We start from the raw sequence: 24,267 nt of genomic DNA on the forward strand, positions 1-24,267 counted from the left end.
CGCCTGTATAGGATGGTTGCGCCAAATCGCCGCGCCGGGCGACGCGCTCAATAGGCGTTGCGCTTGCCGCGGAGCGCGGCCTTGCCGTCCTTCCAGTCGACCTCGGCGGCGGGCTCGTCGGGCCGACCGGGCGCGAACAGCTCGTAGATGACCATGCCGTCCTCCTGCAGGCTTTCGATCACCCGCACCGGCACGAAGGCGTCGGGCGCCGCCTTTGCGGCCGCCTGCACCGGCGCGGGCGCGTCGGCCCAGGCGATGTCGCGCTGCATCTCGACCACGCGATACGCCCCTGCTTCCTCGATCAGGTCGAGCTCGACCGCGCTGCCGTCGCCGCGCGTACCCTCGACGTCGTAGAAGACCATGCCATCGCGCGCCTTGCGCTCGGCCTCGGCGATTTTCATGTCAGGCACGCGCGCCAGCACCGCCGCGCGCACCCCGGCGGGCAGGTCGGCGGCGGCGACCGCGTCGACCTCTGCCTCGGGCCCCTTGGCGAGCACCGCCTTTTCGGCCGCACCTTCACCGGCATCCTTGCCGGCCCCGACCCCGCCGCACCCTGCGAGCAACAGTCCTGCCATCATCCCGATCGTCGACCGCATCGTCCTTCTCCCGTCAACGGTAACCGTTGTCATCCTTAGCGCCGGAGGGCTCGCAAGTCGATGCGCCGTTGCCATCCTCGTCGCGATTCGACTCTTGTCGCCATGCAGAACATAATAGGAACATCATCCGATTCGGAGAAGTAGTGATGGAGCCGTTGTTTCGCTATTTCCTGGGCTTCCAGGTCGCCGCCGACCGCGCCGGCTGGCTCGCGCGCCGCCTGCCGCCCACGGGCGACATGTTCGCGCACCTCAAGCCGCATCTCTATCATCTGACGCTCTGCACCATCGCCGAGACGATGCTGCCGCACCCCTTCCTGCGCCAGCGCGTCGCCGCCGCGCTGGACGCCGGCCTGCCCACCGCCGCCGCGATCCCCTTCGGCCGGATCGTAGCGCGGGGCGCCGGCGCCGAACTGGTCACCACCGGCGGCATCGGCGCGATCCGCGCGCTGTACGAGACCATCGCCCTCCGCCTCGCGGCGCAGGACATCGAACCGCTGCACCGCAAGTCGGGCCTGCGCCCGCATATCACGCTCGGCTATGGCGCGTGCGATTTCGACCCGGTGCCGCTCGCCTGGACCTGGACCCCGCACAATCTGGTGCTCGTCGAAAGCCATATCGGCCACCGGCGCCACCGCGTCCTGCAAAGCTGGATGCTGCCGCCGCCGGCGCAGGGGCTGTTCGACTTCATGGCCGACGAACTGCCCCCGATCCGGCGCGCCGCCTGAGCCCTAATTCTCCAGGCTATGTTCGAGCGTGATCTCGCAATCGAGCAGCTTCGACACCGGGCAATTCATCTCGGCCTCCTTCGCGATCGCCGCGAATTCCTCGGCGCCGATCCCCGGCACCTTGGCGACCAAAGTCAGCGCCGAGCTCGAAATCTCGAACCCGCCCTCGACCTGGTCGAGCGTCACCGCGGCGGTGGTTTCGAGCGTGTTGCCGCTATAGCCCGCGCGCGCCAGCCCGAAGGACAAAGCCATGGTGAAACAGGCGGCGTGCGCCGCGGCGATCAGCTCCTCGGGGTTGGTCCCCGGCTGCCCCTCGAACCGCGTGCCGAAACCATAGGGCTGCTTGTCGAGCACCCCCGACTTGGTGGTGATCGATCCCTTGCCCGCCTTGCCGAAGCCTTCGTAGCGGGCGGAAGCGCGATTGACGGTCATGGCGTATCTCCTTGGGCTGGATGAAAATCCGCGGGACTCGAGGCCGGCGTTCAGGCCGCGACCAGCCTAGGCCGCGCATCCGCGCGCTTCCACGCCTTTTCGTGGAAGAAAAAGGCGACCGCGTTGATGCACGGCTCGACGACCGCGATCCCGCCCGCCAGCGCGACCGACCCGGTCATGGCATAAGCGACGCCGAACCCGATCGTCAGGTGCAGCGCCAGATAGGTGAAGGTCTTGGTCAGGTCGGTCGGCATGGCGCGTCTCCGGTGGGCGGAAGAGCACCAACTTAAGAATCGTTCGCAACAAGCGCCAGAGCGACCTTTGGGTCAGTCTGATCGATTTTTCCGCAGGACCCCCGCCTTGTCGAGCTCGGGCCCCAGCCGCCCGGTCAGCCACAGCGCCCACATCTTGAAGTCGGCGGCGAGGCTCCACAGTGGATAGGTGAAAGTCGCGGGGCGGTTCTTCTCGACCCCGAAATGTGCGACCCAGGCGAAGAAATAGCCCGCGAGCGGCAGCGCGATCAGCCACGCCCAGCGCCCCGTGAGCACCGCGCCGATCGCGATTCCCACCACCAGGCTGGTCCCGACATAGTGGAGCGCGCGCGTCGAGGCCTTGCTATGCTCGCGCAGGTAAAAGGGCCAGAAGTCGGCGAAGCTGGTGTAGAGCCGGGACATGGCGCGAGGATGCGGCGCTTCGCCGCGCGGGTCAAGGCGGGGGCATCGCAACGGCCCGGACAAACAAAGGGGGCCGAAACGACCCCCTTTGCCTCCCCGGTTCTGTTCGAACCTATTCGGTCGGGAAGCCGCGCTTCCTGAGCAGCGCCTTCACATCGGGATCGCGGCCGCGGAAGGCGCGATAGGCTTCGGCGCGGTCGGTCTCGTTACCCGTCATCAGCAGGATGGTGCGGAATTTGTCGGCGACGCTGCGGTCCCACGGGCCGCCGGCTTCGGTGAAGGCCGCCCAGGTGTCGGCATCCATCGTCTCCGACCACAAATAGCTGTAATAGCCCGCCGAATAGGCGTCGCTGCTGAACAGATGGCCGAACTGCGGCAGGCGGTGCCGCATCACGATCTCCCTGGGCATGCCGATCTCGGCGAGCGTCTCGCGCTCGAACTTGTCGGCGTCGGCCGGCGGGGTCTTGCGGTCGTGGAGCTTCATGTCGACGATCGCGCTCGACAGATATTCGACCGTCGTGAAGCCCTGGTTGAACTTGTCCGACGCCAGGATCTTGTCGACCAGTGCCTGCGGCATCGGTTCGCCCGTCTTGGTGTGCGTCGCATATTTCGACAGCACCTCGGGCGTCATCAGCCAATTCTCGTTCACCTGGCTCGGATATTCGACGAAGTCGCGCGGCACCCCGGCGAGCGCGGGGTAAGTGATGTGCTGCAGCAGATAATGGATGCCGTGGCCGAATTCGTGGAACAGCGTCTGGGCGTCGTCGAGGCTGATCAGCGTCGGCTCGCCCTTGGCGGCTTCGGTGAAATTATTGTTGTTCGAGGCGAGCACGTTGCGCTCGCCGCCCAGCGTCTGCTGGCTGCGATAGGTCGTCATCCACGCGCCCGAGCGCTTGCCGTCGCGCGCGAAATTGTCGAGGTAGAAGAGCCCTACATTCGCGTTGGTCTTGAGGTTATAGACCTCGAAGGTCTTGACCTTGGGATCGAAGACCGGGACGGTGCCGCTATTCTCGCGGAAGCCGAGGTCATAGAGCTGCCCCGCCGACCAGAACATCGCCTCGGTCAGCTTGTCGAGCTGGAGGTAGGGCTTCACTTCGCTCTCATCGAGGTCGTATTTCGCCTTGCGGACCTTCTCCGCATAGAAGCGATAATCCCACGGCTCGATGGTCAGCCTGGGTCCCTTGCCGGCCTTGGCATCGGCGTCGGCGATCGCCTGCATGTCGGCGACCTCTTCCTTGACGCGCGCGACCGCGGCGGGCCAGACCTTCATCATCAGCCCCATCGCATTTTCGGGGGTCTTCGCCATGGTGTCGGCCATGCGGTAATGCGCGTGCGTCGGGAAACCGAGCAGCTCGGCGCGCTGCTGGCGCAGCTTCAATATTTCGGCGATCGTCGCATTGGTGTCGTTGGCGTCGCCATTGTCGCCGCGGTTCACGAACGCCTTATAGACTTTTTCGCGCAAGGCCCGGTTGGTCGCGCCCTGCAGCACCGGCTGCGCCGACGAGCGGGTGTTCTTGATCGCCCACTGGCCGGGCTTGCCGTTCGCTTCGGCGGCCGCGGCGAGCGAGGCGACGAAGCCGGGCTCGAGCCCGGCGAGCTCGGCCTTGTCAGTGACGAAAGTATAGAGCTTCTCGTCGCCGAGCAGCTTCGACGAAAAGGTCGAGAACAGCCCTTCGAGCTTCGAATTATATTCGACCAGCTTCACCTTGTCGGCGGGCGACAGGTTCGCGCCGTCGCGCACCATCTCTTCATAGCTGCGCTCGACGATGCGGATCTGCTGGGCGTTGAGGCCGCTCTCGTGGCGCTTGTCGTAAACCGCCTTGTAGCGCGCGAAGAGCTTGGGCTCCAAAAACAGCTCGGTGTAGAAGGTCGTGAGCTTGGGGCTCCACTCGGCATCGATATCCTCGACGCGGTCGTTCGACTTGTTCGACGTCTGCACGCCCCACAAAGCGAACAGCCGCTCCATCGTGTCGCCCGCAAGCATCATCGGGACATGCGTATTCTCGAAGGTCGGCGCCGCGGGATCGTCGATCACTGCCTGCACCTGCGCCCTGGTTTCGGCCATGCCCTTCACGAAGGCGTCGGGGAACAGCTCGGGGTCCATCTTGTCCCACGGCGGCACCCCCTCGAACGGCCCGGTCCACGGCGCGAGCATCGGGTTGTCGCCCGCGGGCGCGGTCGCGGCGGCGGGCTTGGCGGCTTCGGCGGCAAGGCTGGTCATCTGGCTCATACCCATGAGCATCGCAGTGGATGCAAGCAGAGTCGACAGGCGACGGGCAAAATGGGGCGCGCTGCGCGGCATATTTCGGATCTCCCGGTGGAAAAGGTTTCGGACGAAACCATGTCGGCGGGCGTCTTAACCTTATGTGACGGCGCGATGCAAGGTCCGGGAGGGCTTCCAGATCCTCCCCATCGCGCAGCGTTGGGGAGGGGGACCGCCGCCGCAGGCGATGGTGGAGGGGTCTCGACGCTAGCTCTATTACCCCTCCGTCAGCGCTTCGCGCTGCCATCTCCCCATGGCTGCGCCAAGGGGAGGATCGATCAGCCTGCAAACATCGGCTGGACCAGACCCGGCACGTCGACGCGGAAGGTAAACACCCCGCCCGCATGCGGTTGGGCCTCACGCTCCGCGCCGGTCAGATTCTTGCCCGCACTGGTGACGAAGGCGGTGCGCATGTCCGCGCCGCCGAAAGCGAGCATCGTCGGGCGCTGCACCGGCAGATCGACCGTCTGCAGCAATTCGCCCTGCGGCGACAGGCGCACGATGCGCCACCCGTCCCACAGCGCCGACCAGTAGCAGCCTTCCGCGTCCACTGCTGCGCCGTCGGGGCGACCATTGCCCTCGGCAAATTCGTGGAACAGACGCTTGCCGCCGAGATCGCCGATCGCGGGATCGACGTCATAGGCGTGGATGCGATGCGTCGGCGTGTCGGCGTGATAGAAGATGTGCCCGTCGGGGCTGAACGCCGCACCGTTGCTCGTCATCAGCCCGCCGAAGACGGTGGTCAGCGACCCGTCGGGGTCGAGGCGGTAGAGCGTGGCGTCGCGCTTCGGCTTGTCGCTGGTCAGGCTGCCGACCCATAGCCGCCCGGCACCATCGACGCAGCCGTCGTTGAAGCGCTGATGCGGCAGGCCCGCGAGCGCCGCCGGACCGAAGGGCCGCGGCACCGCGCCCCATATGTCGATCAGCACGCAGCCGTCGCCGAGCGCCGCGACCAGCCCGCCGCCCGCGCGCAGGGCGATGCAGCCGACCGGCTCGTCCAGTTGCATCCATTGGTGCGTCCCGCTCGCGGGATCCAAGCGGTGGATCTGCTGCGCATCGATATCGACCCAATAGAGACGGGCTTCGCCGGCATGCCAGCGCGGCGATTCGCCGAGCAGCGCGCCGGCATCGAGAAGGAGTTCGACCATGGCCAGGGAGCCTAGCGAGTGGCACAGCCGCTGCCCAGCGCCTGCAAACCTATTCGCTGCCGCTCATTCCATCGTCATCCCGGGCTTGACCCGGGATCCGCCTATTTCGGCAAGACAGGCAGACCCCGGATCAAGTCCGGGGTGACGGGAAGCGGAGGCTTCCCGCTCGGCGACGAAGGAACTTCATGCCGTAGCGTCTTTCCACTTGACGTGCACGTAAACGTAAGGTCTGTTGGCACGCGAAAAATGCGGCCGACTCCCCGCTCGCGTTCGGCTGCCCCCAAGGGAGAAGAAGACCATGTCGCTCGATAATCTGTCGCGCTCGGCCTATGGCGAGGATCATGAAGCGTTCCGCGCGACGGTCCGCCAGTTCCTCGAAAAGGAAGTCGCGCCGAACGCGGCGCAATGGGCCGAGGACAAGATCGTCCCCAAGTCGATCTGGCCCAAGGCGGGCGAGCTCGGTATGCTGTGCCCGACGGTTCCCGAGGAATATGGCGGGCTCGGGCTCGACTTCGGCTATAATGCGATCGTCGACGAGGAAAGCGCGTATTACGGCCGCGCGACCACGGGCTTCTCGCTCCAGTCGGACATCGTCACCTCCTATATCGTCAAATATGGCAGCGAAGAGCAGAAGAAGCACTGGCTGCCCAAGATGGTGTCGGGCGAGACGATCACCGCGATCGCGATGACCGAACCGGGCACCGGCTCGGACCTCCAGGGCATGCGCACGACCGCGAAGAAGGATGGCAATCACTACGTCATCAACGGGTCGAAGACCTTCATCACCAACGGCCAGAATGCCGACCTGATCCTCGTCTGCGTCAAGACCGACACCGACATCCAGCCGGCGTGGAAAGGCGTGTCGATCGTCCTCGTCGAGGCCGATCGCGAAGGCTTCGAGCGCGGCCGCAACCTCGACAAGATCGGGCAGGACGAGGCGGATACGTCCGAGCTGTTCTTCAACGACGTGCGCGTGCCGATCACCAACTGCCTCGGCGAAGAGGGCCAGGGCTTCATTTACCTGATGAGCGAGTTGCCGCAGGAACGCCTGTCGATCGCGGTCAGCGCGCAGGCCTCGGCGCAGCGCGCCTTCGACGACACGGTCGAATATACGCGCGAGCGCAAGGCGTTCGGCAAGCCGATCCTCGACTTCCAGAACAGCCGCTTCGTGCTCGCCGATCTGAAGGCCAAGCTGCAGGTCGGCTGGGCGCATCTCGACTGGGCGCTCGCGCGCCACATGAAGAAGGAACTCACCCCCGAGGAGGGTGCCGCGGCGAAGCTGTGGCACACCGACCTGCAATGGGAGGTGATGGACAAATGCCTCCAGCTGTTCGGCGGCTCGGGCTATATGAACGAATATCCGATCGCCCGCGCCTGGCGCGCGGCGCGCGTGACACGCATCTTCGGCGGCACCAACGAAATTATGAAGGAACTGATCGGGCGCAAGCTCTGACGCCCGTCGCCCCCGCGTAGGCGGGGGCCGCTGGCGTTCCTATATCTCCATAGCGATCCCCGCCTTCGCGGGGATGACGATTGCTCAGAAAGGAATTCTCCCATGCCCCATGCCTATATCGTCGACGCCGTCCGCACCGCGGGCGGCAAGCGCGGCGGCCGGCTCGCCGGCGTCCACCCCGTCGACCTCGGCGCCGCGGTGTTCGACGCGATCGCCGACCGCAACGACTTCGACACCTCGAAGATCGACGACGTCATCACCGGCTGCGTGTCGCAGGGCGGCCAGCAGACGATGGACGTCGGCCGCAACGCCGTGCTCGCCTCGAAGCTACCCGACTCGATCCCCGCCGTCACCATCGACCGCCAGTGCGGATCGTCGCAGCAGGCGATCCAGTTCGCCGCGCAGGCGGTGATGTCGGGAACGCAGGACATCGTCCTCGCCAGCGGCATCGAAAGCATGACGCGCGTGCCGATGGGCAGCGTTGCGACCCTGTTCATGAAGGAAGGGCTCGGCCATTATAAGTCCGAGCGGCTCGAGGAAAAATATCCCGGCATCATGTTCAGCCAGTTCGCCGGCGCCGAAATGATCGTCAAGAAGCACGGCCTGACCAAGGACGACCTCGACGCCTATGCGCTCGAAAGCCACCGCCGCGGCAAGGCCGCGACCGAGGCGGGCCATTTCAAGCGCGAGATCGTCGGGGTCGAAATCGACACCCCCGAAGGCCGCCAGCTCCACCTCGTCGACGAAGGCATCCGCTTCGACGCGACGCTCGACGGCATTGCCGGGGTCAAGATCCTGCAGGAAGGCGGCTCGATCACCGCGGCCACTTCGAGCCAGATCTGCGACGGCGCGTCGGCCGCGCTCGTCGTGTCGGAACAGGCGCTCAAGGATCATGGTCTGACCCCCCGCGCGCGCATCCACCACATCTCGGTGACCGCGGGCGACCCGGTGATCATGCTTGAGGAACCGCTCTTCGCGACCGAACGCGCGCTCAAGCGCGCGGGCATGAAGATCGAGGATATCGACGCCTATGAAGTCAATGAGGCGTTTGCTCCCGTACCGCTCGCCTGGCTCAAATATCTCGGCGCCGACCATGGCCGCCTCAACCAGCATGGCGGCGCGATCGCGCTCGGCCACCCCCTCGGCGCCAGCGGCACCAAACTGATGGCGACTTTGCTCGGCGTGCTCGACGCGACCGGCGGCAAATATGGCCTCCAGACGATGTGCGAAGGCGGCGGCCAGGCCAACGTCACGATCATCGAACGGCTTTGATCGTTCAAACCCCTCCCCTTCAGGGGAGGGGCAGCGAGACTTGCCAGCTTGCTGGCTAGTCGCAGCGGGGTGGGGTCTATCGGCCTCGCGCAAACCCGCGAGACCCCACCCCAACCCCTCCCCTGAAGGGGAGGGGCTTTGAACAGGAGAGCCTCAAATGAAACTCGATTCCACCATCTCCGCCGTCGTCACCGGCGGCGCCTCGGGCCTCGGCGCCGCGACCGCGCGGGCGCTCGCCGCCAAGGGCGTCAAGGTCGCGATCTTCGACCTGCAGGAAGAAAAGGGCACCGCGCTCGCGGCCGAACTCGGCGGCGTCTTCTGCGAATGCAATGTCACCGACGACGCCTCGGTCGACGCCGCCTTCGCCAAATCACGCGAAGCGATCGGCCAGGAGCGTATCCTCGTCAATTGCGCGGGCACCGGCAACGCGATCAAGACCGCGAGCCGTTCGAAGGAAGACGGCAGCATCAAGCATTTCCCGCTCGATGCGTTCAACTGGATCATCCAGATCAACCTCGTCGGCACCTTCCGCTGCATCGCCAAGTCGGCGGCGGGCATGATGACGCTCGACCCGATGGAAGACGGCGAGCGCGGCGCGATCGTCAACACCGCGAGCGTCGCGGCCGAGGACGGCCAGATCGGCCAGGCGGCTTACTCCGCATCGAAGGGCGGCGTCGTCGGCATGACCCTCCCGATCGCGCGCGACCTCGCGTCGGAGAATATCCGCGTCAACACCATCCTGCCGGGCATCTTCGACACCCCGCTGCTCGCCGGCGCGCCGCAGAATGTCCGCGATGCGCTCGGTGCCTCGGTGCTCAACCCGAAGCGCCTCGGCAACCCCGCCGAATATGCCAATCTCGCGCTCACGATGATCGAAAATGGCTATTTCAACGGCGAGGACGTCCGCCTCGACGGCGGCATCCGCATGGGCCCGCGCTGATATGGCCAAACCGGAAAGCTGGCGGCTCGATGCCGCCAGCTACCCCGCGCGCATCGAGTTGCAGACGCGGTTCCAGGATATGGACATCAACGGCCACCTCAACAATGTGGCGTTTGCTGCCTTGTTCGAAAGCGGCCGCGTGCTGCTCAACCGCGAGGTGCGGCCGCTGACCGAACGGCCGGCGAACGAGCGCACGATGGTCGCGATGGTCGAGATCAACTATCTGGGCGAGGGCAATTTCCCCGACCCGGTGACGATCACCAGCGGCATCGGCCGCATCGGCACCTCGAGCTGGACGATCGTCCAGGCGATGTTCCAGAACGGCCGCGCGATCGCGAGCTGCGACACGGTGGTCGTGTGCCGCACCGACGGCCAGGCCAAGCCACTGCGCGCGGAGATGGTCGCCGAACTGACCGAAAAGCTGGTGACGCCGGCCTGACTTCCTTCTCCCTCGACGGGAGAAGGATATGCAGCCTTACCCGCAAAGCGGGTTAGGCGGAGCTGGATGAGGGTGATGGTGCGTCATTGCGCCGCTCGCATCAGGCCGAGAACGCACCCCTTCCGCTGCGACCAACGAACGAGTTCGTAAGTCTCGCTGCCTCCCCCATCAGGGAGAGGGGATTGCGACGACGGAGTTTTAAAGCGAAGTATCGCCGTCGGGCACCGAGCGGATCAGGTCGCGGGCGAAGCCGATCAGCCCGATCTGGCGCCGCCGCTTCAGCCGCTCGGCGCGCAGGATCGCCATGACCTCGCCATAACAATCCTCGACCTGGTCGTTGATCAGCACATAGTCGTAGCCATCCCAGTGGCTGATCTCGTTCGCGGCGCGCGCCATGCGCGCGGCGATCACCTCGTCGCTGTCGGTCTTGCGCGCGCGCAGCCGCCGTTCGAGTTCCTCCATCGTCGGCGGCAGGACAAAGACGCGCACGACGTCGGGGCCGGCCTCCTGATACAGCTGCTGCGCGCCCTGCCAGTCGATGTCGAACAGCACGTCCTTGCCCGCGTCGAGCAGTTCGTCGACCCGCGCGCGCGGGGTGCCGTAGCGGTGCCCGAAGACGTGCGCCCACTCGAGGAACTCGCCGTTCGCCGCCATCGCCTTGAACGTCTCGGTATCGACGAAATGATAATCCTTGCCATCCTCCTCGCCGGGGCGCGGCGGGCGCGTCGTCGCCGAGATCGACAGCGCGATGTCCTTGTCGGCCTTGAGCATCTTTTTCGAGATGGTGGTCTTGCCCGCGCCCGAGGGCGAAGAGAGGACGAACAACACGCCGCGGCGGTTGAGGTGGACGCTTTCAGCCATGGGCGCTAATTGCGCGAGAGACGGGCGCGGTCAAGGGGAAGGGCGACGATGATCCTGGGGGTTTCGAGACTGGGCTGGCTGGTCGCCGCGGGGCTGATCGCGATCTTCGCCGCGATCCTCTTCGCCATGGGGCGCCCGCCGATCTGCCCGTGCGGTACGATCAGCCTGTGGCACGGCACCGTGCAATCGAACCAGAACAGCCAGCAGATTTCGGACTGGTACAGCTTCAGCCATGTCATCCACGGCTTCATCTTCTTCGGCCTGTCGCGCTGGCTGATCCCGAACCGGCCCTTGTGGGTCGCGCTGGCGCTGGCGATCGGGATCGAGGCGGCGTGGGAAATCCTCGAAAATTCGGCCGTAATCATCGACCGCTACCGCGAGGTCACCATGGCCTTCGGCTATAGCGGCGATTCGATCCTCAATTCGGTGAGCGACACCTTGTTCATGATCGCGGGCTTCTTCGCGGCGAGCAAGATGCGCTGGTGGCTGACGGTCGTCATCGCGATCGCCTTCGAGCTGTTCACGCTCTGGACGATCCGCGACAATCTGACGCTCAACATACTGATGCTCGTCTCGCCCGTCGAGGCGATCAAGGACTGGCAGGCCGGGGGATAGACCAAGACCGCAACTACGGTCTTTGGGTCAGTGAATCGCCGGCCGCTTGCCGTCGGCATCAATCGGGATCGCCGGCGGCAAAGCATCGCCGATCGACTCGCCATCGGTCGGGGGCGTGTCCGACACCCCCGCATAGGGATCGACGACCCCGGCATTGTCGAGTTCGGCGTCGGCATTGTGCGCGTCTTCGGCGGCCTTGCGCGCCGCGGCGCGCTCGGCCCATTTCTTGGTGAGATAGGCGCCCGCGCCCCACGCCGCGAGCGCGGCATAGCGCTGCGGGAACAGGCGGCGCGCGGCGAAAAGCGTCGCCGCGCCGATCACCGCGCCCGCGACGGGATGACCGCCCTTCTGCTTTCCGATGGCGCTACCGAGAACGCCGCCAACGATCCTGCCGATCATGCCCATCTCTCCTTCGCCCCATCAATTCCCGGAGGGGGCGGTCGGTTCCGGCCCCAGCATGCTGCGCGGATCGACGACGCGGTCGAAGGTCGCGGCGTCGACATAGCCGAGTTCGAGCGCAGCGTCGCGTAGCGTCGATCCCGTCTCATGCGCATGTTTTGCGATCTTCGCGGCCTTGTCGTATCCGATCTCGGGCGCGAGCGCAGTGACGAGCATCAGCGAGCGCTGCATCAATTCGTCGATCCGCGCGCGATTGGGTTCGAGCCCGAGCACGCAATGCTCGGTGAAACCCGCCATGCCGATGGCGAGCAATTCGATCGAGCGCAGCACGTTCGACCCGATCAGCGGCTTGAAGACATTGAGCTCGAGATGCCCCTGCAGCCCGCCGACGGTGACCGCCTGATGGTTGCCGATCACTTGCGCGGCGACCATCGTCAGCATCTCGCACTGCGTCGGGTTGACCTTGCCCGGCATGATCGAGCTGCCCGGCTCGTTCGCGGGCAGGTCGAGTTCGCCCAGCCCCGCGCGCGGACCCGATCCGAGCAGGCGGATGTCGTTCGCGATCTTGGTCAGCGCGACCCCAAGCGTATTCAGCGCGCCCGAGAAGAAGACGAGCCCGTCGTTCGACGCCAGCGCCTCGAACTTGTTGCGTGCGGGTTCGAAAGCGATGCCGGTGCCGCGCGACAGTTCGGCCGCCATCGCGGCGTCGAATCCCGCCGGGGCGTTGAGCCCGGTGCCGACCGCGGTGCCGCCCTGCGCGAGCTTGCGGATATTATGGGCGAGCGCGCCCTCGATCCGCGCGCGGCACGCGATCAGCTGCGCGACATAGCCCGAAAATTCCTGCCCCAGCGTCAGCGGGGTCGCGTCCTGCAAATGGGTGCGGCCGATCTTGACGATATCGCCCCAGGCTTCGACCTTCGCGGTCAGCGCGTCGGTGAGCGCCACGAGCGAAGGGAGCAGCCCGGCCGTCGTCTCGACCGCCACCGCGACATGGATCGCGGTCGGGAAGCTGTCGTTCGACGACTGGCCCATATTGACATGGTCGTTGGGGTGCACCGGCAATTTGCCGCCGCGCTGGCCGGTCAAGGCCTCGTTGGCGATGCCGGCGATCACCTCATTGGCGTTCATGTTCGACTGGGTGCCGCTGCCCGTCTGCCAGATGGCGAGCGGGAATTGGTCGTCAAAATCGCCCGCGACGACGCGGTCGGCGGCCGCGACGATCGCATCGGCCAGCGCGCCATCCAGCCCGTGACCGCGATTGACCTCGGCCGCGGCGCGCTTGATCCGCGCCAGCGCATGGACGATCGGCAGCGGCATCCGCTCGTGCGCGGGAAAGGGGAAATTATGGCGGCTGCGTTCGGTCTGCGCCCCCCAATAGGCATCGGCGGGCACCGCGATCTCGCCGATGCTGTCGCTCTCGATCCGCGTCGCGCTCACCGTGCCTCCACCATGGTTTCGCCCTGTTCGAACAGGGCCTCGATTCGGTCCCAACGCCGATCGAGCCATTCGAACAGCGCCGCCTTGGTGGTGTTTCCACATCGCAGCCACAAGAAGGAAAAGCCCATCTGAAGGTGCAGGATCTGAAAATCTTCGTCCTTCGAAATCAGGACCGCACCCTGCAACATGGCCTGTTCGGCGATGGCGAGATCGCTGGCACCGCCCATATCGATCGCGACGACATGCGTCGCCTCATGCCCTTTTTCGGCGAACCAGATGCACAGCGCCGGCGGCAACTGCGCGTCGATCAGAAAGCGCATCAGGCGGCGAGGATGACGCTATGCCCCGCCATGGCAGCGGCATAGGCCAGACAGGCCCGGATGTCGGCGCTGGCCAAATAGGGATAGTCGTCCAATATGTCTGCCTCGGTCGCGCCGTGGCTCAACATTTCCAATATGTCGCTGACCCGAACGCGGGTTCCCGCCACCGTCGGACGCCCGCCACATATCGCGGCATCGACGGAGATGCGGGGAAATCCTTTGAGCGTCATGATCTCTTTTCCGCCGTTTTCGGACCAGCGTCAAGCCGCCAGCATCCGCGTCACCAGCACCGATCCGGCCCAGATCATCGCGACCAGTCCCAGCATCTGCCAATAGCCCGGATCGCCGATGCGCCGCCGCAGCCAGGCTGCGGCCAGCCAGGCAAAAACCAGCGCCGGAGTCAGGACGAGCAGGCTGAAGCGCAGCAGACCGTCGGCGATCTGGCTGCGCAGTCCGCCGCCCTCGAAGATCGCATAACCTTCGACGCCCCACCAGAAGGCGGCGGTCAGCACCACCATCCCGGCGAGCGCCCAATATTGCCAGAAGCGGCTGGGGGGCCATGGGGGGCCCGGCATTAGGGCCAGACTCCGCCCGTAACGCCTTCGAGGCGTCGAAATGGCGAAGATATCGGGTTTGGGTGGCTGCAGCGAGTAGTGGTTCTACCCGCAAAGCCACCCAAACCCGAGATCGAAGCCATTTCGGCGTCCCTTCGGGATTTGACCGATTTTGCCCATGGCCGCGTCAGCGAGCCTTGGAATATAGCCATATGCCTACGCCTCGCTTCCTCACCCTGAACAAAATCGCCTCAAACCTCGAAGGCGCTACGGGCGGAGTCTGGCCCTTTAGCGTTTCTTGCCGAAATCCACGGTCACGACGTTCGACCCGTCGTCGCTGACGATGTCGGGGCGGTCGTTGTCGGCCTCGTCGTGGGGTTCGGGGGCATCGCCGTCGTCGCTCACCTGGAACTGCAGCCCGAAATCGACCGACGGATCGACGAAGGCGGTGATCGCTGCATAGGGGATCGTCAGGATCGACGGGGTCTGGTTGAACGACAGGCCGACGCTGAACAGATTCTCCTCGACCTTCAGGTCCCAGAAGCGGTTCTGCAGCACGATCGTCATTTCGTCGGGGAATTTGGCGATCAGATGCGCGGGGATATCGACCCCCGGCGCCTGCGTCTTGAAGGTGATATAGAAATGATGCTCGCCGGGCAGGCTGTCATAGCCCTCGATCTGGCGCAGCACGCGGCCGACCACGGCGCGCAGCGCGTCCTGCACGATTTCGTCATAGGGAATCAGGCTGTCGCGAACGTCGTCGGTCATGGGCGAGGGGGATGAACGGACGACGCGCACCGGTCAAGGGGGGAGAGTCGCCTTGCATGGCGAAAAGTCGCTGCTAAAGCGCAACGCATGCGAACCGCCACCGTCCAGCGCACGACCAAGGAAACGGATATCGCGATCACCGTCAATCTCGACGGGACCGGCGATTATTCGGTGTCCACCGGCATCGGTTTCCTCGACCATATGGTCGAGCAATTGTCGCGCCACTCGCTGATCGACATTGCGATGGCGGTGAAGGGCGACCTCCATATCGACCAGCACCACACGGTCGAGGATTCGGCGCTGGCGCTCGGCGAAGCCGTGGCAAAAGCGCTCGGCGACAAGCGCGGCATCGCGCGCTACGGTGAGGCGCATGCGCCGATGGACGAGACGCTGACGCGCTGCGTGCTCGACATTTCGGGGCGCCCGCACTGCGTCTATAAATCCAGCTTCTCGCAGCCGCGGCTCGGCGAGATGGACACAGAGATGTTCCCGCACTGGTTCCACAGCTTCGCGCAGACCGCGGGCATCACCCTGCACATCGAGACGCTCTACGGCGAGAACAACCATCATATCGCCGAGAGCATGTATAAGGCGCTGGCCCGTGCGCTGCGCCAGGCGGTCGAGATCGACCCGCGCAAGGGCGACGCGATTCCCTCGACCAAGGGGGTCCTCTAGGACTCGTCCATGAACGCGATTGCCCTGATCGACTATGGCGCGGGCAATATTCGCTCGGTGCATAATGCGCTCGTCGCGGCGGGCGCGCAGGATGTCGCCGTCACCGCCGATCCCGATGTGGTGGCGAAAGCCGACCGCATCGTGCTGCCCGGCGTCGGCGCCTTCGCCGCGTGCATGAACGGCCTGTCGGCGATTCCCGGGCTGATCGATGCGATGGAGCGCCGGGTGCGCGGCGAGGGCGCGCCCTTTCTCGGCATCTGCGTCGGCATGCAGTTGCTCGCCGACGCGGGCGAGGAGCATGGGCGCCACCAGGGCCTCGGCTGGATCGCGGGCACCGTGCGCGCCTTCGATCCGCAGCCGGGGCTCCGCATCCCGCACATGGGCTGGAACGACGTCATCCCGGCAACCCCGCATCCGGTGGTCGCGGCGGGCGAGGCCTATTTCCTGCACAGCTATCATTTCGCCAAGGCGACCGACGTGGCGGCGATGAGCGACCATGGCGGCGCTTTCGTCGCGGCGGTCGCGAAGGACAATATCGTCGGCGTCCAGTACCACCCCGAAAAAAGCCAGGCCTATGGCCTCGCGACGCTCGAAAGATTCCTTGCATGGCGCCCGTAGATTCTGGCCTGACCATCTTCCCCGCGATCGACCTCAAGGGTGGGCAGGTGGTGCGGCTCGCCGAGGGCGATATGGCGCGCGCGACCGTCTATGGCGACGATCCGGCGGCGCAGGCGCGCCTCTTCGCTGAGGCGGGCGCGAGCCATCTGCATGTGGTCGATCTCGACGGCGCCTTCGCGGGCGAAAGCGTCAACGGCGCCGCGGTCGAGGGCATCGTCGCGGCCTTCCCCGGCAAGGTGCAAGTCGGCGGCGGTATCCGCGACCGCGCGGGCGTCGACCGCTGGCTGGCGCTCGGCGTTAGCCGCGTGATCATCGGTACCGCGGCGCTCAAGGATCCCGAATTCGTCAAATCGGCCGCGCGCGACCTGCCCGGCCGGATTATCGTCGGGGTCGATGCGCGCGACGGCATGGTCGCGACCGAGGGCTGGGCCGATGTCTCCGACGTCCACGCCCGGGACCTCGCGCGCCGTTTCGAGGATGCGGGGGTCGCCGCCCTGCTCTTCACCGACGTCGGCCGCGACGGCCTGCTCAAGGGCTGCAATGTCGAAGCGACGGTCGCGCTGGCAAAAGCGGTCGACATCCCGGTGATCGCATCGGGCGGCGTCGCCGACATCCACGACATCCACGCGCTCCGCCCGCATGTCGCCGACGGTATCGAGGGCGTGATCACCGGCCGCGCACTCTACGACGGCCGCCTCGACCTCGCCGAAGCGATCGCGGTGGGCAATTCCCCTCCCGCTTGCGGGAGGGGTTAGGGGAGGACATGTCAAATGCGCTTCCCTCCCGAAACAGGCCCTCCCCCAACCCCTCCCGCAAGTGGGAGGGGAGTCGATGACCGTCCGCGTCCGCGTCATCCCCTGTCTCGACGTCGCCGACGGGCGCGTCGTCAAGGGCGTCAATTTCGTCGACCTGCGCGATGCCGGTGACCCGGTCGAGGCCGCGCGCGCCTATGACGCCGCGGGCGCCGACGAGCTCTGCTTCCTCGACATCAGCGCCACGCATCAGGGCCGCGGCACCTTGCTCGACATGGTGAGCCGTACCGCCGAGGTCTGCTTCATGCCGCTCACCGTCGGCGGCGGGGTGCGTAGCGCCGACGACGCGCGCGCGCTGCTCCTCGCGGGCGCCGACAAGGTTGCGGTGAACAGCGCCGCGGTCGCGCGGCCGGAGCTCGTCGCCGACATCGCCGACCGCTTCGGCAGCCAGTGCGCGGTCGGCAGCATCGACGCGCGGCGGGTCGAGAACGGTCGCTGGGAGATCTTTACCCACGGCGGGCGCAAGCCGACCGGGGTCGACGCGCTCGAGCATGCCGTCCGCCTCGCGACCCTCGGCGCGGGCGAGTTGCTCGTCACCAGCATGGACCGCGACGGCACCAAGGACGGCTACGACCTCGCGCTGACCCGCGCGATCGCCGATGCGGTCAGCGTCCCCGTCATCGCCTCGGGCGGCGTCGGCAACCTCGACCATCTGGTCGCCGGCGTAATCGACGGCGGCGCGAGCGCGGTGCTCGCCGCGAGCATCTTCCACTTCGGCGAAGCGACGATCGCCGACGCCCACGCGCGCCTTGCCGCCGCAGGATTACCCGTCCGCGCGCATTAATCCGCCCACGGGGGTGGCGCCGGCCGAATCGGGCTGCAATAGAAGGTCGATGACCTCCAAGCTCCGCCTCGCCGACCGCACCAACGACATCTTCCCGATCCTCGGTTTCGGCGCCGCGCTGGCGAGCTTCGCGATGCCGCTCGATCCCTGGCTCGTCGCGATCGTCCTGATGGGCGCGGTCGTCGCGGCGGTCCATCATGCCGAGGTCATCGCGCACCGCGTCGGCGAACCCTTCGGCACGCTGATCCTCGCGCTCGCAGTCACGGTGATCGAGGTCGGGCTGATCCTCACGCTGATGCAGGCCGAGCCGGAGAAAGCGCAGACGCTCGCGCGCGACACGGTGTTCGCGGCGGTGATGGTGATCCTCAACCTCCTGATGGGCCTCTGCCTCCTCAGCGGCGCGATCCGCCATCACGAGCAGCGCTTCCAGCGCACCGGCATCGGCGCCGCGCTCGCGACCTTGACCGTGCTCACCGTGGTGACGCTGGTGCTCCCCAATTTCACCTCGAGCGTGCCCGGGCCCTTTTATTCGGAAATCCAGCTCGGCTTCGTCGCCGTCGTGTCGCTGATCCTCTACGCGACCTTCGCGCTGGTCCAGACCGTGCGCCACCGCGACTATTTCCTCCCCGACGGCGATGCCGACGGCGACGGCGAGCCCGACGCACACGCCGCACCGCCCAGCGTCCAGCGCACGGCGATTTCGAGCACGCTGCTGCTCGCCAGCCTGTTCGCGGTCGTCCTGCTCGCCAAGACTCTCTCGCCGGTGATGGGCGCGCTGCTCGCCGACTGGGGGGCGCCGCCCGCGGTGCTCGGCGTGCTGATCGCGGCGCTGATCCTTGCGCCCGAGGGTCTCGCCGCGGTGCGCGCAGCCAAGGCCGACCGCCTCCAGACCAGCCTCAACCTCGCATTGGGTTCGGCGCTCGCGACGATCGGGCTCACCATTCCGGCGGTCGCGATATTGTCGATCGTCACCGACCTGCCGATCAGCCTCGGCCTCGACGCCAAGTCGACGGTGCTGCTCTTCCTGTCGCTGATCGTGTCGGTGCAGACGCTCGCCAACGGCCGCACCACGGTGCTCCAAGGGGTGATCCACCTGATGTTGTTCGCGATCTACCTGTTCACAACCTTCGTGCCCTGAGCGACGGTCGAGGTCGCTATAGGCTGGCCTTGAAAAGATTTCGCGCAAAGACGCAAAGACACGAAGAAGTAGGTTCGGGCCGCTAGGCCCTCATCTCCATCTGCGGCGCGGTATGACGCGACGTGGATGGGAAAGCCGCTTCGCGGCGAACGCGGCCTCTTCGTGTCTTTGCGTCTTTGCGCGAAACAAATCCAATCGACGCTTCCGACCCGCTCAGGTCTTGCGAACGAACACCGTCCCCGCCGAATAACCCGCCCCGAACGAGCAGATCAGCCCCACGTCCCCCGCCGCCATATCTTCATGATTGAGGTGGAAGGCGATGATCGAGCCCGCGCTCGACGTATTGCCATAGGTGTCGAGCACCGTCGGGCTTTCGTCCTCGTTCGCCTCATGGCCCAGCACGCGCTGCGCGATCAGCCGGTTCATATTGGTGTTCGCCTGATGCAGCCACAGCCGCCGCATGTCGGCGCCTTCGAGCCCGAGCACCTCCATCTGCTCGACGATCATGTTCGCGACCATCGGCACGACTTCCTTGAACACCTTGCGGCCTTCCTGGACGAACAGCTTGTCGGAATGCGGCCCCGACTGGTCGATCCCGCCATGGCCGCGGTTCAGGAAGCCGAAATTGTTGCGGATATTGTTCGAGAAGACGGTCTTCAGCTTGGTGCCGAGGATATCCCAATGGCCCGCGGGCGCGATGCCCTTGTCCTCGACGAGGATCGCGGTCGCGACGTCGCCGAAGATGAAATGGCTGTCGCGGTCGCGCCAGTTCAAATGCCCCGAACAGATTTCGGGGTTCACGACGAGCACGCTCTTCGCATGCCCCGCGCGGATATAGTCGGCGGCGGTCTGGATGCCGAAGGTCGCCGACGAGCAGGCGACATTCATATCGAAGCCGAAGCCGTCGATGCCCAGCGCGTCCTGGATCTCGACCGCCATCGCGGGATAAGCGCGCTGCATGTTCGACGCCGCGCACAGCACCGCGTCGACGTCGCCGGCATCGCGCCCCGCGCGCGCCAGCGCGTCCTTCGCCGCCGCGACGCCGATCTCGGCGAGGATCGAGATTTCCTCGTTGCTCCGCGCTTCGATGCGCGGCGCCATATGTTCGGGGTCGAGGATGCCCGCCTTGTCGACGACGAAGCGCGACCCGATGCCGCTCGCCTTCTCGATAAATTCGACACTGGACTCAGTCAGTTCCGCCACTTCGCCCTTCGCGATGGCGTCTGCATTTTCCCTATTGTGCAGTGCAACATACTGGTTAAAACTGGCGACAAGTTCTTCGTTGGAGATGGCTTCGGCGGGGGTGAAAAGGCCGGTGGACGATAGGACCGGCTGCGGTGCGTGCGACATGGGTGTCCCTGCGTGTTTGTTCTGCTGCACGCTGATTAAGCCCCCTCGCGGCGCGGTGCAACGCCCCAAGGCTTGCTGAACGATCGCTAACGCCATGGTTAACCCGCCACTAACCCTTTTGGTGGCAGACTGTCAGATGCAGGCCTCCGGGGGGATGGCTCCCCGGGCGCCGTGCGGGAGCATGACCATGGCGACGCGTTCGGGACCGGCAGCGGGCGATCTGTCGATTGCGGAAATCAAGGAATTTGCGGCTTTCCCTGCGGCGACGCAGCGCTACATCCGCCGCTCGCTCGACATCGGGCTCGAGCGCGACGACGCGATCGCGCGCTGGTCGCGCGACATGGTCGAGGAAACCGCGATCCGCGTCCAGGCCAAGGTCTACCAGCGCATTACCGAAATTCGCGCGCATATCCCCGACGACAGCGGGCTCGACGCGCTCGAACATTTCATGGCGCCGCTCGTCGCGGTGTCGGCGTTCGACCTCGGGCAGGACCGGCTGCCGGGCTTCGCCTCCTACCGCTTCCTCTACGAGCGGCTGCTCGGCGCGCATGCCCGGCCATGGCTGCCCGGCGCCTTTTGCGCCGCGGCGTCGCTACCGCACCTCCACCCCGACAAGCGCAAGATCCTGCTCCAGTCGATCAGCGAAGCCGCGGCGACCGCCCCCGGCTGGTCGGCGCGCGAGCCGAGCTTCTACCCCGAATGGGTCGAAAAGATCGACGAGACCAAGCCGGCGAATTGAGCCCGTCCGCTTTGGGATGGCTTCCAGACCTTAAACCTCTCCTCTTCAGAGGAGGGGCAGAGAGACTTGGTCCGGCGCAGCCGGGCCTTTAGTCGAACGGGGTGGTGGCCGAGGGTCTAAGCCACGCCCGAGACCACCACCCCGCTGCGACTAACGAACAAGTTCGTAAGTCTCGCACCCCCTCCTCTGAAGAGGAGGGGGTGGGAAACGTCCGCTCCCGCCCGATACCCGCCAAAACACCACGCCACGCAAAAGCCCTCCCGCCGGGGTCGCTTCGGCGAGAGGGCTTCCTTGGACCCGGGCCGGACGGAGGGCCGGACCGGGAACGAAAACATCGGCCGCTCAGCGCACCTTCTGCACCGCAGGCAGCAGCAGGCCGATCAGGATCTGCACCGGGTTGATCGCGATAATCATCTTGTTCGACGGCTGCGCCGACTGCGCCATGGCGGGGGTCGCCGACAGCGCCACGGTCAGCGCGAGCACGGGGGCCCAGAAACGGTTGGGGATCATCTTCCTGGTCATCGTCGTCATCTTTCCTGTCGAGCGGCGGGCCGGCCCGATTGCCGGCCCGCGGCCTGGGGGTGTCACTTGATGCGGGCCGCGGCCTCGCGGACCTTCTGCACGGCGGGGAGCAACAGGCCGATCAGCGCGTTCACGGGGCCGCTCGAGATCGTCATGCCGCCGGCGGCGGGCTGCGCCGACTGCGCCATCGCGGGGGTCGCCGACAGCGCCATGGTGAGCGCGAGGACGGGGGTGAGGATCATCTTCTTGGTCATGTCATTCTTCCTTCTGTTCGGTTCGAAGTCTGTGGTTCGGTTCAAAACTGGCTCGGGGCGTTCCCGATGACCTGCTTATGGCGGCGCGCGCCGCGGCGGGCCGTGAGCCAAATCACTGGCCCCGAAAAATGTTCACAAGACATTGGAAAGGAAGAGGAAAAAAACTTAGACTTTTTTCTTCGCGGGCGAATCGCCCCGCGAATCAGCCGCGCTTCAGCCGGACCAGCGCGGTGTCGAGCGCCTGCAGAAAGGCCGAGCGATCGGCTTTCGAGAAGGGCGGCGGCCCGCCCATACCGTCCCCCATGCCCGCGCGCAGGTCGGCCATGATCGCGCGCGTCGCGATCGCCGGGCCGATCGACGCCGGGGTGAAAGGCTTGCCCGTCGGCGCGAGCACGGTGGCGCCGGCTTTGAGCGCGCGGTCGGCGAGCAATATATCGGCGGTCACCACGACGCTCAGCGCATTCGCCGCTTCGGCGATCCAGTCGTCGGCGGCATCGAACCCGTCCGACACCACCACCCGCTCGATCAGCACATGCTCGGGCACGCGCAGCCGGCTGTTGCTCACCACCTTCACCGCGACCTCGTGCCGCCACGCGACGCGGTAGATCTCGTCCTTCACCGGACAGGCGTCGGCATCGACGAGGATCACAGGCAGTGCCGTCACGCCGCGTCCCTCCGCCGACACCGCCGCTTTATTTTTTCATATTGTCGAGCCCCGCAACCACGCCCGTCTTGGTCGACGGGTTGCTCGCATTGGGCTTTTTGGGCTTTTCGGCCTTGGGTTTGCGCGTTTCGCGGTTCGATTTCTTTTGGCTCTTGGCCATGGTCAATACCTTGGAGGCGGCGGACGCCTGTGCCCGTCGCCGGCGACCCTAGGCGCAAGACGCGCGCGCGTCGCCTGTTTCCGGCCAGCGCCCTCATGCCGAGACCCCGTCCCACAGCAATTTCGCGCCGAGCAGCACCATCAGGACGTAGATGATCACATAGAAGCGCGCGGGGTCCATCCGCTTCAGCCAGCGCACCGTGACCAGCGTGCTCACGATCGCCAGCGGCATCAGCAGCAGCGCCGCGACCACCACCTCGTGCGGAAAGGCGCCGAGCGCGAGATAGGCGGGCACCTTCATCCAGTTGATCAGCGCGAAGAGGATCGAGCTCGTCCCGATGAAGACGAGGTGCGGCAGGCGGCGCGGAGTCACCCACATCTGGAAGGGCGGGCCGCCCGCATGCGCGATCTGGCTGGTGAGCCCCGTCGCGACCCCGAACAGGCTGCCGACCCAACCCGGCGAGGTCGACGCCGCGACGACGCGCCCACCGCGCTCGACCCACAGGCGGTAGAGGCCGAAGAGCATCGTGATGCCGCCCAGCGCCGCCATCAGCTCCGCCTCGTTGACCCGTTCGGCGAAATAATAGCCGCCGAAGATGCCGACCGCGGCGCCGGGCAGCATCCAGCCGATGATCCACCCGTCCCAGGTCTGGCGGAACGACCAGACGCTGACGACGTCCTGCACGATCAGGATCGGCAGCAGCAGCGCCGCCGCGGTCGCGGGCGGCAGCACCAAAGCCGCCAGCGGCGTGGCTAGCGCCCCGACCCCGGCGAGCCCGCCCTTGGCCATGCCGAGCAGGATCACCGCGACGATCAATATCGCCAGCGTCGCCGGGTCGGCCAAGATGCTCACAGAGGCATGCTCATGCGCCGGGCGTCTCGGGGGCGGTCTCGGGATTTTCGGGCAACTGCCAGTCGATCGTCCCGCGGCCGTTGGCGGCGAGGAATGCATTGGCCTGGCTGAACGGCTTCGACCCGAAAAACCCGTTATGCGCCGACAACGGCGAGGGATGCGGCGCGCGCAGGATCAGGTGCGGGCTGCCCTGCCCCAGCCCCGGCACGTCGGCGGCCTTGCGCTGGGCATGGCTGCCCCACAGGATGAAGACCTTGGGCGCCGGATCGGCGGCGACCGCCGCGACCGCCGCGTCGGTGAAGCGCTCCCAGCCGCGCCGCTGGTGCGACGCCGCCAGGCCCGCCTCGACCGTCAGGCAATTGTTGAGCAGCAGCACGCCTTGGCTTGCCCAATGCTTCAAATAGCCGTGCCGCGCCGGGGGGATGCCCAGGTCGTCGCGCATTTCCTTGTAGATATTGACCAGGCTCGGCGGGGTGCGCACGCCGGGCTGGACCGAAAAGCAGAGGCCATGCGCCTGACCCGGGCCATGATAGGGATCCTGCCCCAGGACCACGACGCGCACTTGACTTGGCGGCGTGGCGTCGAGCGCCGCAAACCAGTCGCGCGGCCGCGGGTAGATGGTCTTCCCCTTCGCGCGCTCCGCGGCGAGGAACGCCTTCAACTGCGCCATATAGGGCTGCTCGAACTCGCCGCCGATCGCGGCGAGCCAGTCGGGATGAAGCTTGACCTCGGTCATGCGCAGCGCTTCACCAGAGCCATCCTGCCTTGTCCAGCGCCTTTACGCTCGCTAGGCACGGCCAATC

General features: G+C 66.2%; 32 protein-coding genes. 12 read left to right on the forward strand and 20 right to left on the reverse strand.

Annotation, left to right across the window (positions count from 1 at the left end; all coding sequences use genetic code 11):
* Positions 1-47: 47 nt before the first annotated feature.
* A complete protein-coding gene (locus AC1RNQ_RS03535) occupies positions 48-596 on the reverse strand; it encodes a hypothetical protein (protein WP_493168964.1) in 549 nt (182 codons plus the stop codon).
* Between the two features lie 146 nt (positions 597-742).
* Between AC1RNQ_RS03535 and AC1RNQ_RS03540 the strand changes: the two genes are divergently transcribed.
* Entirely contained in the window at positions 743-1,321 is a 579-nt protein-coding gene (locus AC1RNQ_RS03540) for a hypothetical protein (protein ID WP_493168965.1), read from the forward strand.
* Positions 1,322-1,324: 3 nt separating this feature from the next.
* Here the strand turns inward: AC1RNQ_RS03540 and AC1RNQ_RS03545 are convergent, their stop codons facing one another.
* The 5 genes from AC1RNQ_RS03545 to AC1RNQ_RS03565 all read right to left on the reverse strand — a co-directional run bounded on the left by AC1RNQ_RS03545 (position 1,325) and on the right by AC1RNQ_RS03565 (position 5,838).
* A complete protein-coding gene (locus AC1RNQ_RS03545) occupies positions 1,325-1,753 on the reverse strand; it encodes an OsmC family protein (RefSeq protein WP_493168967.1) in 429 nt (142 codons plus the stop codon).
* Between the two features lie 50 nt (positions 1,754-1,803).
* Positions 1,804-2,007: a DUF2061 domain-containing protein gene (locus tag AC1RNQ_RS03550; RefSeq protein WP_493168968.1), complete on the reverse strand. Its 204-nt coding sequence runs from the start codon at positions 2,005-2,007 to the stop codon at positions 1,804-1,806.
* Between the two features lie 72 nt (positions 2,008-2,079).
* On the reverse strand, positions 2,080-2,427 hold the full coding sequence (locus AC1RNQ_RS03555) for an Mpo1-like protein (protein WP_493168970.1): 348 nt from the start codon (positions 2,425-2,427) through the stop codon (positions 2,080-2,082).
* A 112-nt stretch (positions 2,428-2,539) separates the two neighbouring features.
* Entirely contained in the window at positions 2,540-4,648 is a 2,109-nt protein-coding gene (locus tag AC1RNQ_RS03560; RefSeq protein WP_493168971.1) for a M3 family metallopeptidase, read from the reverse strand.
* A 320-nt stretch (positions 4,649-4,968) separates the two neighbouring features.
* Positions 4,969-5,838, reverse strand: a complete 870-nt coding sequence (locus tag AC1RNQ_RS03565; RefSeq protein WP_493168972.1) for an SMP-30/gluconolactonase/LRE family protein — start codon at positions 5,836-5,838, stop codon at positions 4,969-4,971.
* A 298-nt stretch (positions 5,839-6,136) separates the two neighbouring features.
* On the opposite strand from AC1RNQ_RS03565, the gene AC1RNQ_RS03570 reads away from it, so the two are divergent.
* The 4 genes from AC1RNQ_RS03570 to AC1RNQ_RS03585 all read left to right on the forward strand — a co-directional run bounded on the left by AC1RNQ_RS03570 (position 6,137) and on the right by AC1RNQ_RS03585 (position 9,942).
* Complete coding sequence (locus AC1RNQ_RS03570; RefSeq protein ID WP_493168973.1) at positions 6,137-7,291, forward strand: acyl-CoA dehydrogenase family protein; 1,155 nt, start codon at positions 6,137-6,139, stop codon at positions 7,289-7,291.
* A gap of 102 nt (positions 7,292-7,393) precedes the next feature.
* Positions 7,394-8,563, forward strand: a complete 1,170-nt coding sequence (locus tag AC1RNQ_RS03575; protein WP_493168974.1) for an acetyl-CoA C-acetyltransferase — start codon at positions 7,394-7,396, stop codon at positions 8,561-8,563.
* A gap of 157 nt (positions 8,564-8,720) precedes the next feature.
* Entirely contained in the window at positions 8,721-9,503 is a 783-nt protein-coding gene (locus tag AC1RNQ_RS03580; protein ID WP_493168976.1) for an SDR family NAD(P)-dependent oxidoreductase, read from the forward strand.
* A 1-nt stretch (position 9,504) separates the two neighbouring features.
* Complete coding sequence (locus tag AC1RNQ_RS03585; RefSeq protein ID WP_493168978.1) at positions 9,505-9,942, forward strand: acyl-CoA thioesterase; 438 nt, start codon at positions 9,505-9,507, stop codon at positions 9,940-9,942.
* A gap of 198 nt (positions 9,943-10,140) precedes the next feature.
* On the opposite strand, the gene gmk is transcribed toward AC1RNQ_RS03585, so the two are convergent.
* Entirely contained in the window at positions 10,141-10,803 is a 663-nt protein-coding gene (gene gmk / locus AC1RNQ_RS03590) for a guanylate kinase (RefSeq protein ID WP_493168979.1), read from the reverse strand.
* 48 nt (positions 10,804-10,851) lie between these two features.
* Between gmk and AC1RNQ_RS03595 the strand changes: the two genes are divergently transcribed.
* Positions 10,852-11,418 carry a DUF2585 domain-containing protein gene (locus tag AC1RNQ_RS03595; protein ID WP_493168980.1) on the forward strand — a complete coding sequence of 189 codons (567 nt, stop codon included), beginning with the start codon at positions 10,852-10,854 and terminating at the stop codon, positions 11,416-11,418.
* A gap of 27 nt (positions 11,419-11,445) precedes the next feature.
* Here AC1RNQ_RS03595 and AC1RNQ_RS03600 read toward each other — a convergent pair whose 3' ends face one another.
* From AC1RNQ_RS03600 to AC1RNQ_RS03625, 6 genes are all read right to left on the reverse strand, one after another.
* A complete protein-coding gene (locus AC1RNQ_RS03600; protein ID WP_493168981.1) occupies positions 11,446-11,817 on the reverse strand; it encodes a hypothetical protein in 372 nt (123 codons plus the stop codon).
* Positions 11,818-11,838: 21 nt separating this feature from the next.
* Positions 11,839-13,254 carry a class II fumarate hydratase gene (gene fumC / locus AC1RNQ_RS03605; RefSeq protein ID WP_493168982.1) on the reverse strand — a complete coding sequence of 472 codons (1,416 nt, stop codon included), beginning with the start codon at positions 13,252-13,254 and terminating at the stop codon, positions 11,839-11,841.
* Positions 13,251-13,574: a DUF5615 family PIN-like protein gene (locus AC1RNQ_RS03610; protein WP_493168983.1), complete on the reverse strand. Its 324-nt coding sequence runs from the start codon at positions 13,572-13,574 to the stop codon at positions 13,251-13,253. Before AC1RNQ_RS03610 ends, fumC begins: the two co-directional genes overlap by 4 nt.
* On the reverse strand, positions 13,574-13,804 hold the full coding sequence (locus tag AC1RNQ_RS03615; protein ID WP_493168984.1) for a DUF433 domain-containing protein: 231 nt from the start codon (positions 13,802-13,804) through the stop codon (positions 13,574-13,576). The genes AC1RNQ_RS03610 and AC1RNQ_RS03615 overlap by 1 nt, the downstream gene beginning before the upstream one ends.
* A 30-nt stretch (positions 13,805-13,834) precedes the next feature.
* Positions 13,835-14,149 (reverse strand): hypothetical protein, encoded by a 315-nt coding sequence (locus AC1RNQ_RS03620; protein WP_493168985.1) that lies wholly within the window; start codon positions 14,147-14,149, stop codon positions 13,835-13,837.
* Positions 14,150-14,416: 267 nt separating this feature from the next.
* A complete protein-coding gene (locus AC1RNQ_RS03625; RefSeq protein WP_493168986.1) occupies positions 14,417-14,896 on the reverse strand; it encodes an SspB family protein in 480 nt (159 codons plus the stop codon).
* Between the two features lie 87 nt (positions 14,897-14,983).
* Here AC1RNQ_RS03625 and hisB point away from each other — a divergent pair, with 87 nt between their 5' ends.
* From hisB to AC1RNQ_RS03650, 5 genes are all read left to right on the forward strand, one after another.
* Positions 14,984-15,571 carry an imidazoleglycerol-phosphate dehydratase HisB gene (gene hisB, locus AC1RNQ_RS03630; RefSeq protein ID WP_493168987.1) on the forward strand — a complete coding sequence of 196 codons (588 nt, stop codon included), beginning with the start codon at positions 14,984-14,986 and terminating at the stop codon, positions 15,569-15,571.
* 9 nt (positions 15,572-15,580) lie between these two features.
* Positions 15,581-16,189, forward strand: a complete 609-nt coding sequence (hisH, locus tag AC1RNQ_RS03635; RefSeq protein WP_493168988.1) for an imidazole glycerol phosphate synthase subunit HisH — start codon at positions 15,581-15,583, stop codon at positions 16,187-16,189.
* Positions 16,177-16,944 (forward strand): 1-(5-phosphoribosyl)-5-[(5-phosphoribosylamino)methylideneamino]imidazole-4-carboxamide isomerase, encoded by a 768-nt coding sequence (gene hisA / locus AC1RNQ_RS03640; protein ID WP_493168990.1) that lies wholly within the window; start codon positions 16,177-16,179, stop codon positions 16,942-16,944. The genes hisH and hisA overlap by 13 nt, the downstream gene beginning before the upstream one ends.
* 76 nt (positions 16,945-17,020) lie before the next feature.
* Complete coding sequence (hisF, locus tag AC1RNQ_RS03645) at positions 17,021-17,785, forward strand: imidazole glycerol phosphate synthase subunit HisF (RefSeq protein ID WP_493168991.1); 765 nt, start codon at positions 17,021-17,023, stop codon at positions 17,783-17,785.
* Positions 17,786-17,834: 49 nt separating this feature from the next.
* A complete protein-coding gene (locus AC1RNQ_RS03650; RefSeq protein ID WP_493168993.1) occupies positions 17,835-18,923 on the forward strand; it encodes a calcium:cation antiporter in 1,089 nt (362 codons plus the stop codon).
* A gap of 213 nt (positions 18,924-19,136) precedes the next feature.
* Here AC1RNQ_RS03650 and AC1RNQ_RS03655 read toward each other — a convergent pair whose 3' ends face one another.
* Positions 19,137-20,273: a beta-ketoacyl-ACP synthase III gene (locus tag AC1RNQ_RS03655; protein WP_493168995.1), complete on the reverse strand. Its 1,137-nt coding sequence runs from the start codon at positions 20,271-20,273 to the stop codon at positions 19,137-19,139.
* 187 nt (positions 20,274-20,460) lie between these two features.
* Between AC1RNQ_RS03655 and AC1RNQ_RS03660 the strand changes: the two genes are divergently transcribed.
* On the forward strand, positions 20,461-21,012 hold the full coding sequence (locus AC1RNQ_RS03660; protein WP_493168997.1) for a hypothetical protein: 552 nt from the start codon (positions 20,461-20,463) through the stop codon (positions 21,010-21,012).
* Positions 21,013-21,354: 342 nt separating this feature from the next.
* Here AC1RNQ_RS03660 and AC1RNQ_RS03665 read toward each other — a convergent pair whose 3' ends face one another.
* From AC1RNQ_RS03665 to ung, 6 genes are all read right to left on the reverse strand, one after another.
* Entirely contained in the window at positions 21,355-21,534 is a 180-nt protein-coding gene (locus AC1RNQ_RS03665) for a hypothetical protein (protein ID WP_493168998.1), read from the reverse strand.
* A 62-nt stretch (positions 21,535-21,596) separates the two neighbouring features.
* Positions 21,597-21,788, reverse strand: a complete 192-nt coding sequence (locus tag AC1RNQ_RS03670) for a hypothetical protein (RefSeq protein WP_493169000.1) — start codon at positions 21,786-21,788, stop codon at positions 21,597-21,599.
* Positions 21,789-21,990: 202 nt separating this feature from the next.
* On the reverse strand, positions 21,991-22,452 hold the full coding sequence (locus AC1RNQ_RS03675; RefSeq protein WP_493169002.1) for a YaiI/YqxD family protein: 462 nt from the start codon (positions 22,450-22,452) through the stop codon (positions 21,991-21,993).
* A 28-nt stretch (positions 22,453-22,480) separates the two neighbouring features.
* On the reverse strand, positions 22,481-22,612 hold the full coding sequence (locus AC1RNQ_RS03680; RefSeq protein ID WP_493169004.1) for a hypothetical protein: 132 nt from the start codon (positions 22,610-22,612) through the stop codon (positions 22,481-22,483).
* Between the two features lie 93 nt (positions 22,613-22,705).
* Entirely contained in the window at positions 22,706-23,464 is a 759-nt protein-coding gene (locus AC1RNQ_RS03685; protein ID WP_493169006.1) for a sulfite exporter TauE/SafE family protein, read from the reverse strand.
* Positions 23,465-23,474: 10 nt separating this feature from the next.
* Positions 23,475-24,200: a uracil-DNA glycosylase gene (ung, locus tag AC1RNQ_RS03690; RefSeq protein ID WP_493169008.1), complete on the reverse strand. Its 726-nt coding sequence runs from the start codon at positions 24,198-24,200 to the stop codon at positions 23,475-23,477.
* Between the last annotated feature and the right edge of the window lie 67 nt (positions 24,201-24,267).

It is taken from the genome of Sphingopyxis sp. GW821-FHT12F08, assembly GCF_058806755.1.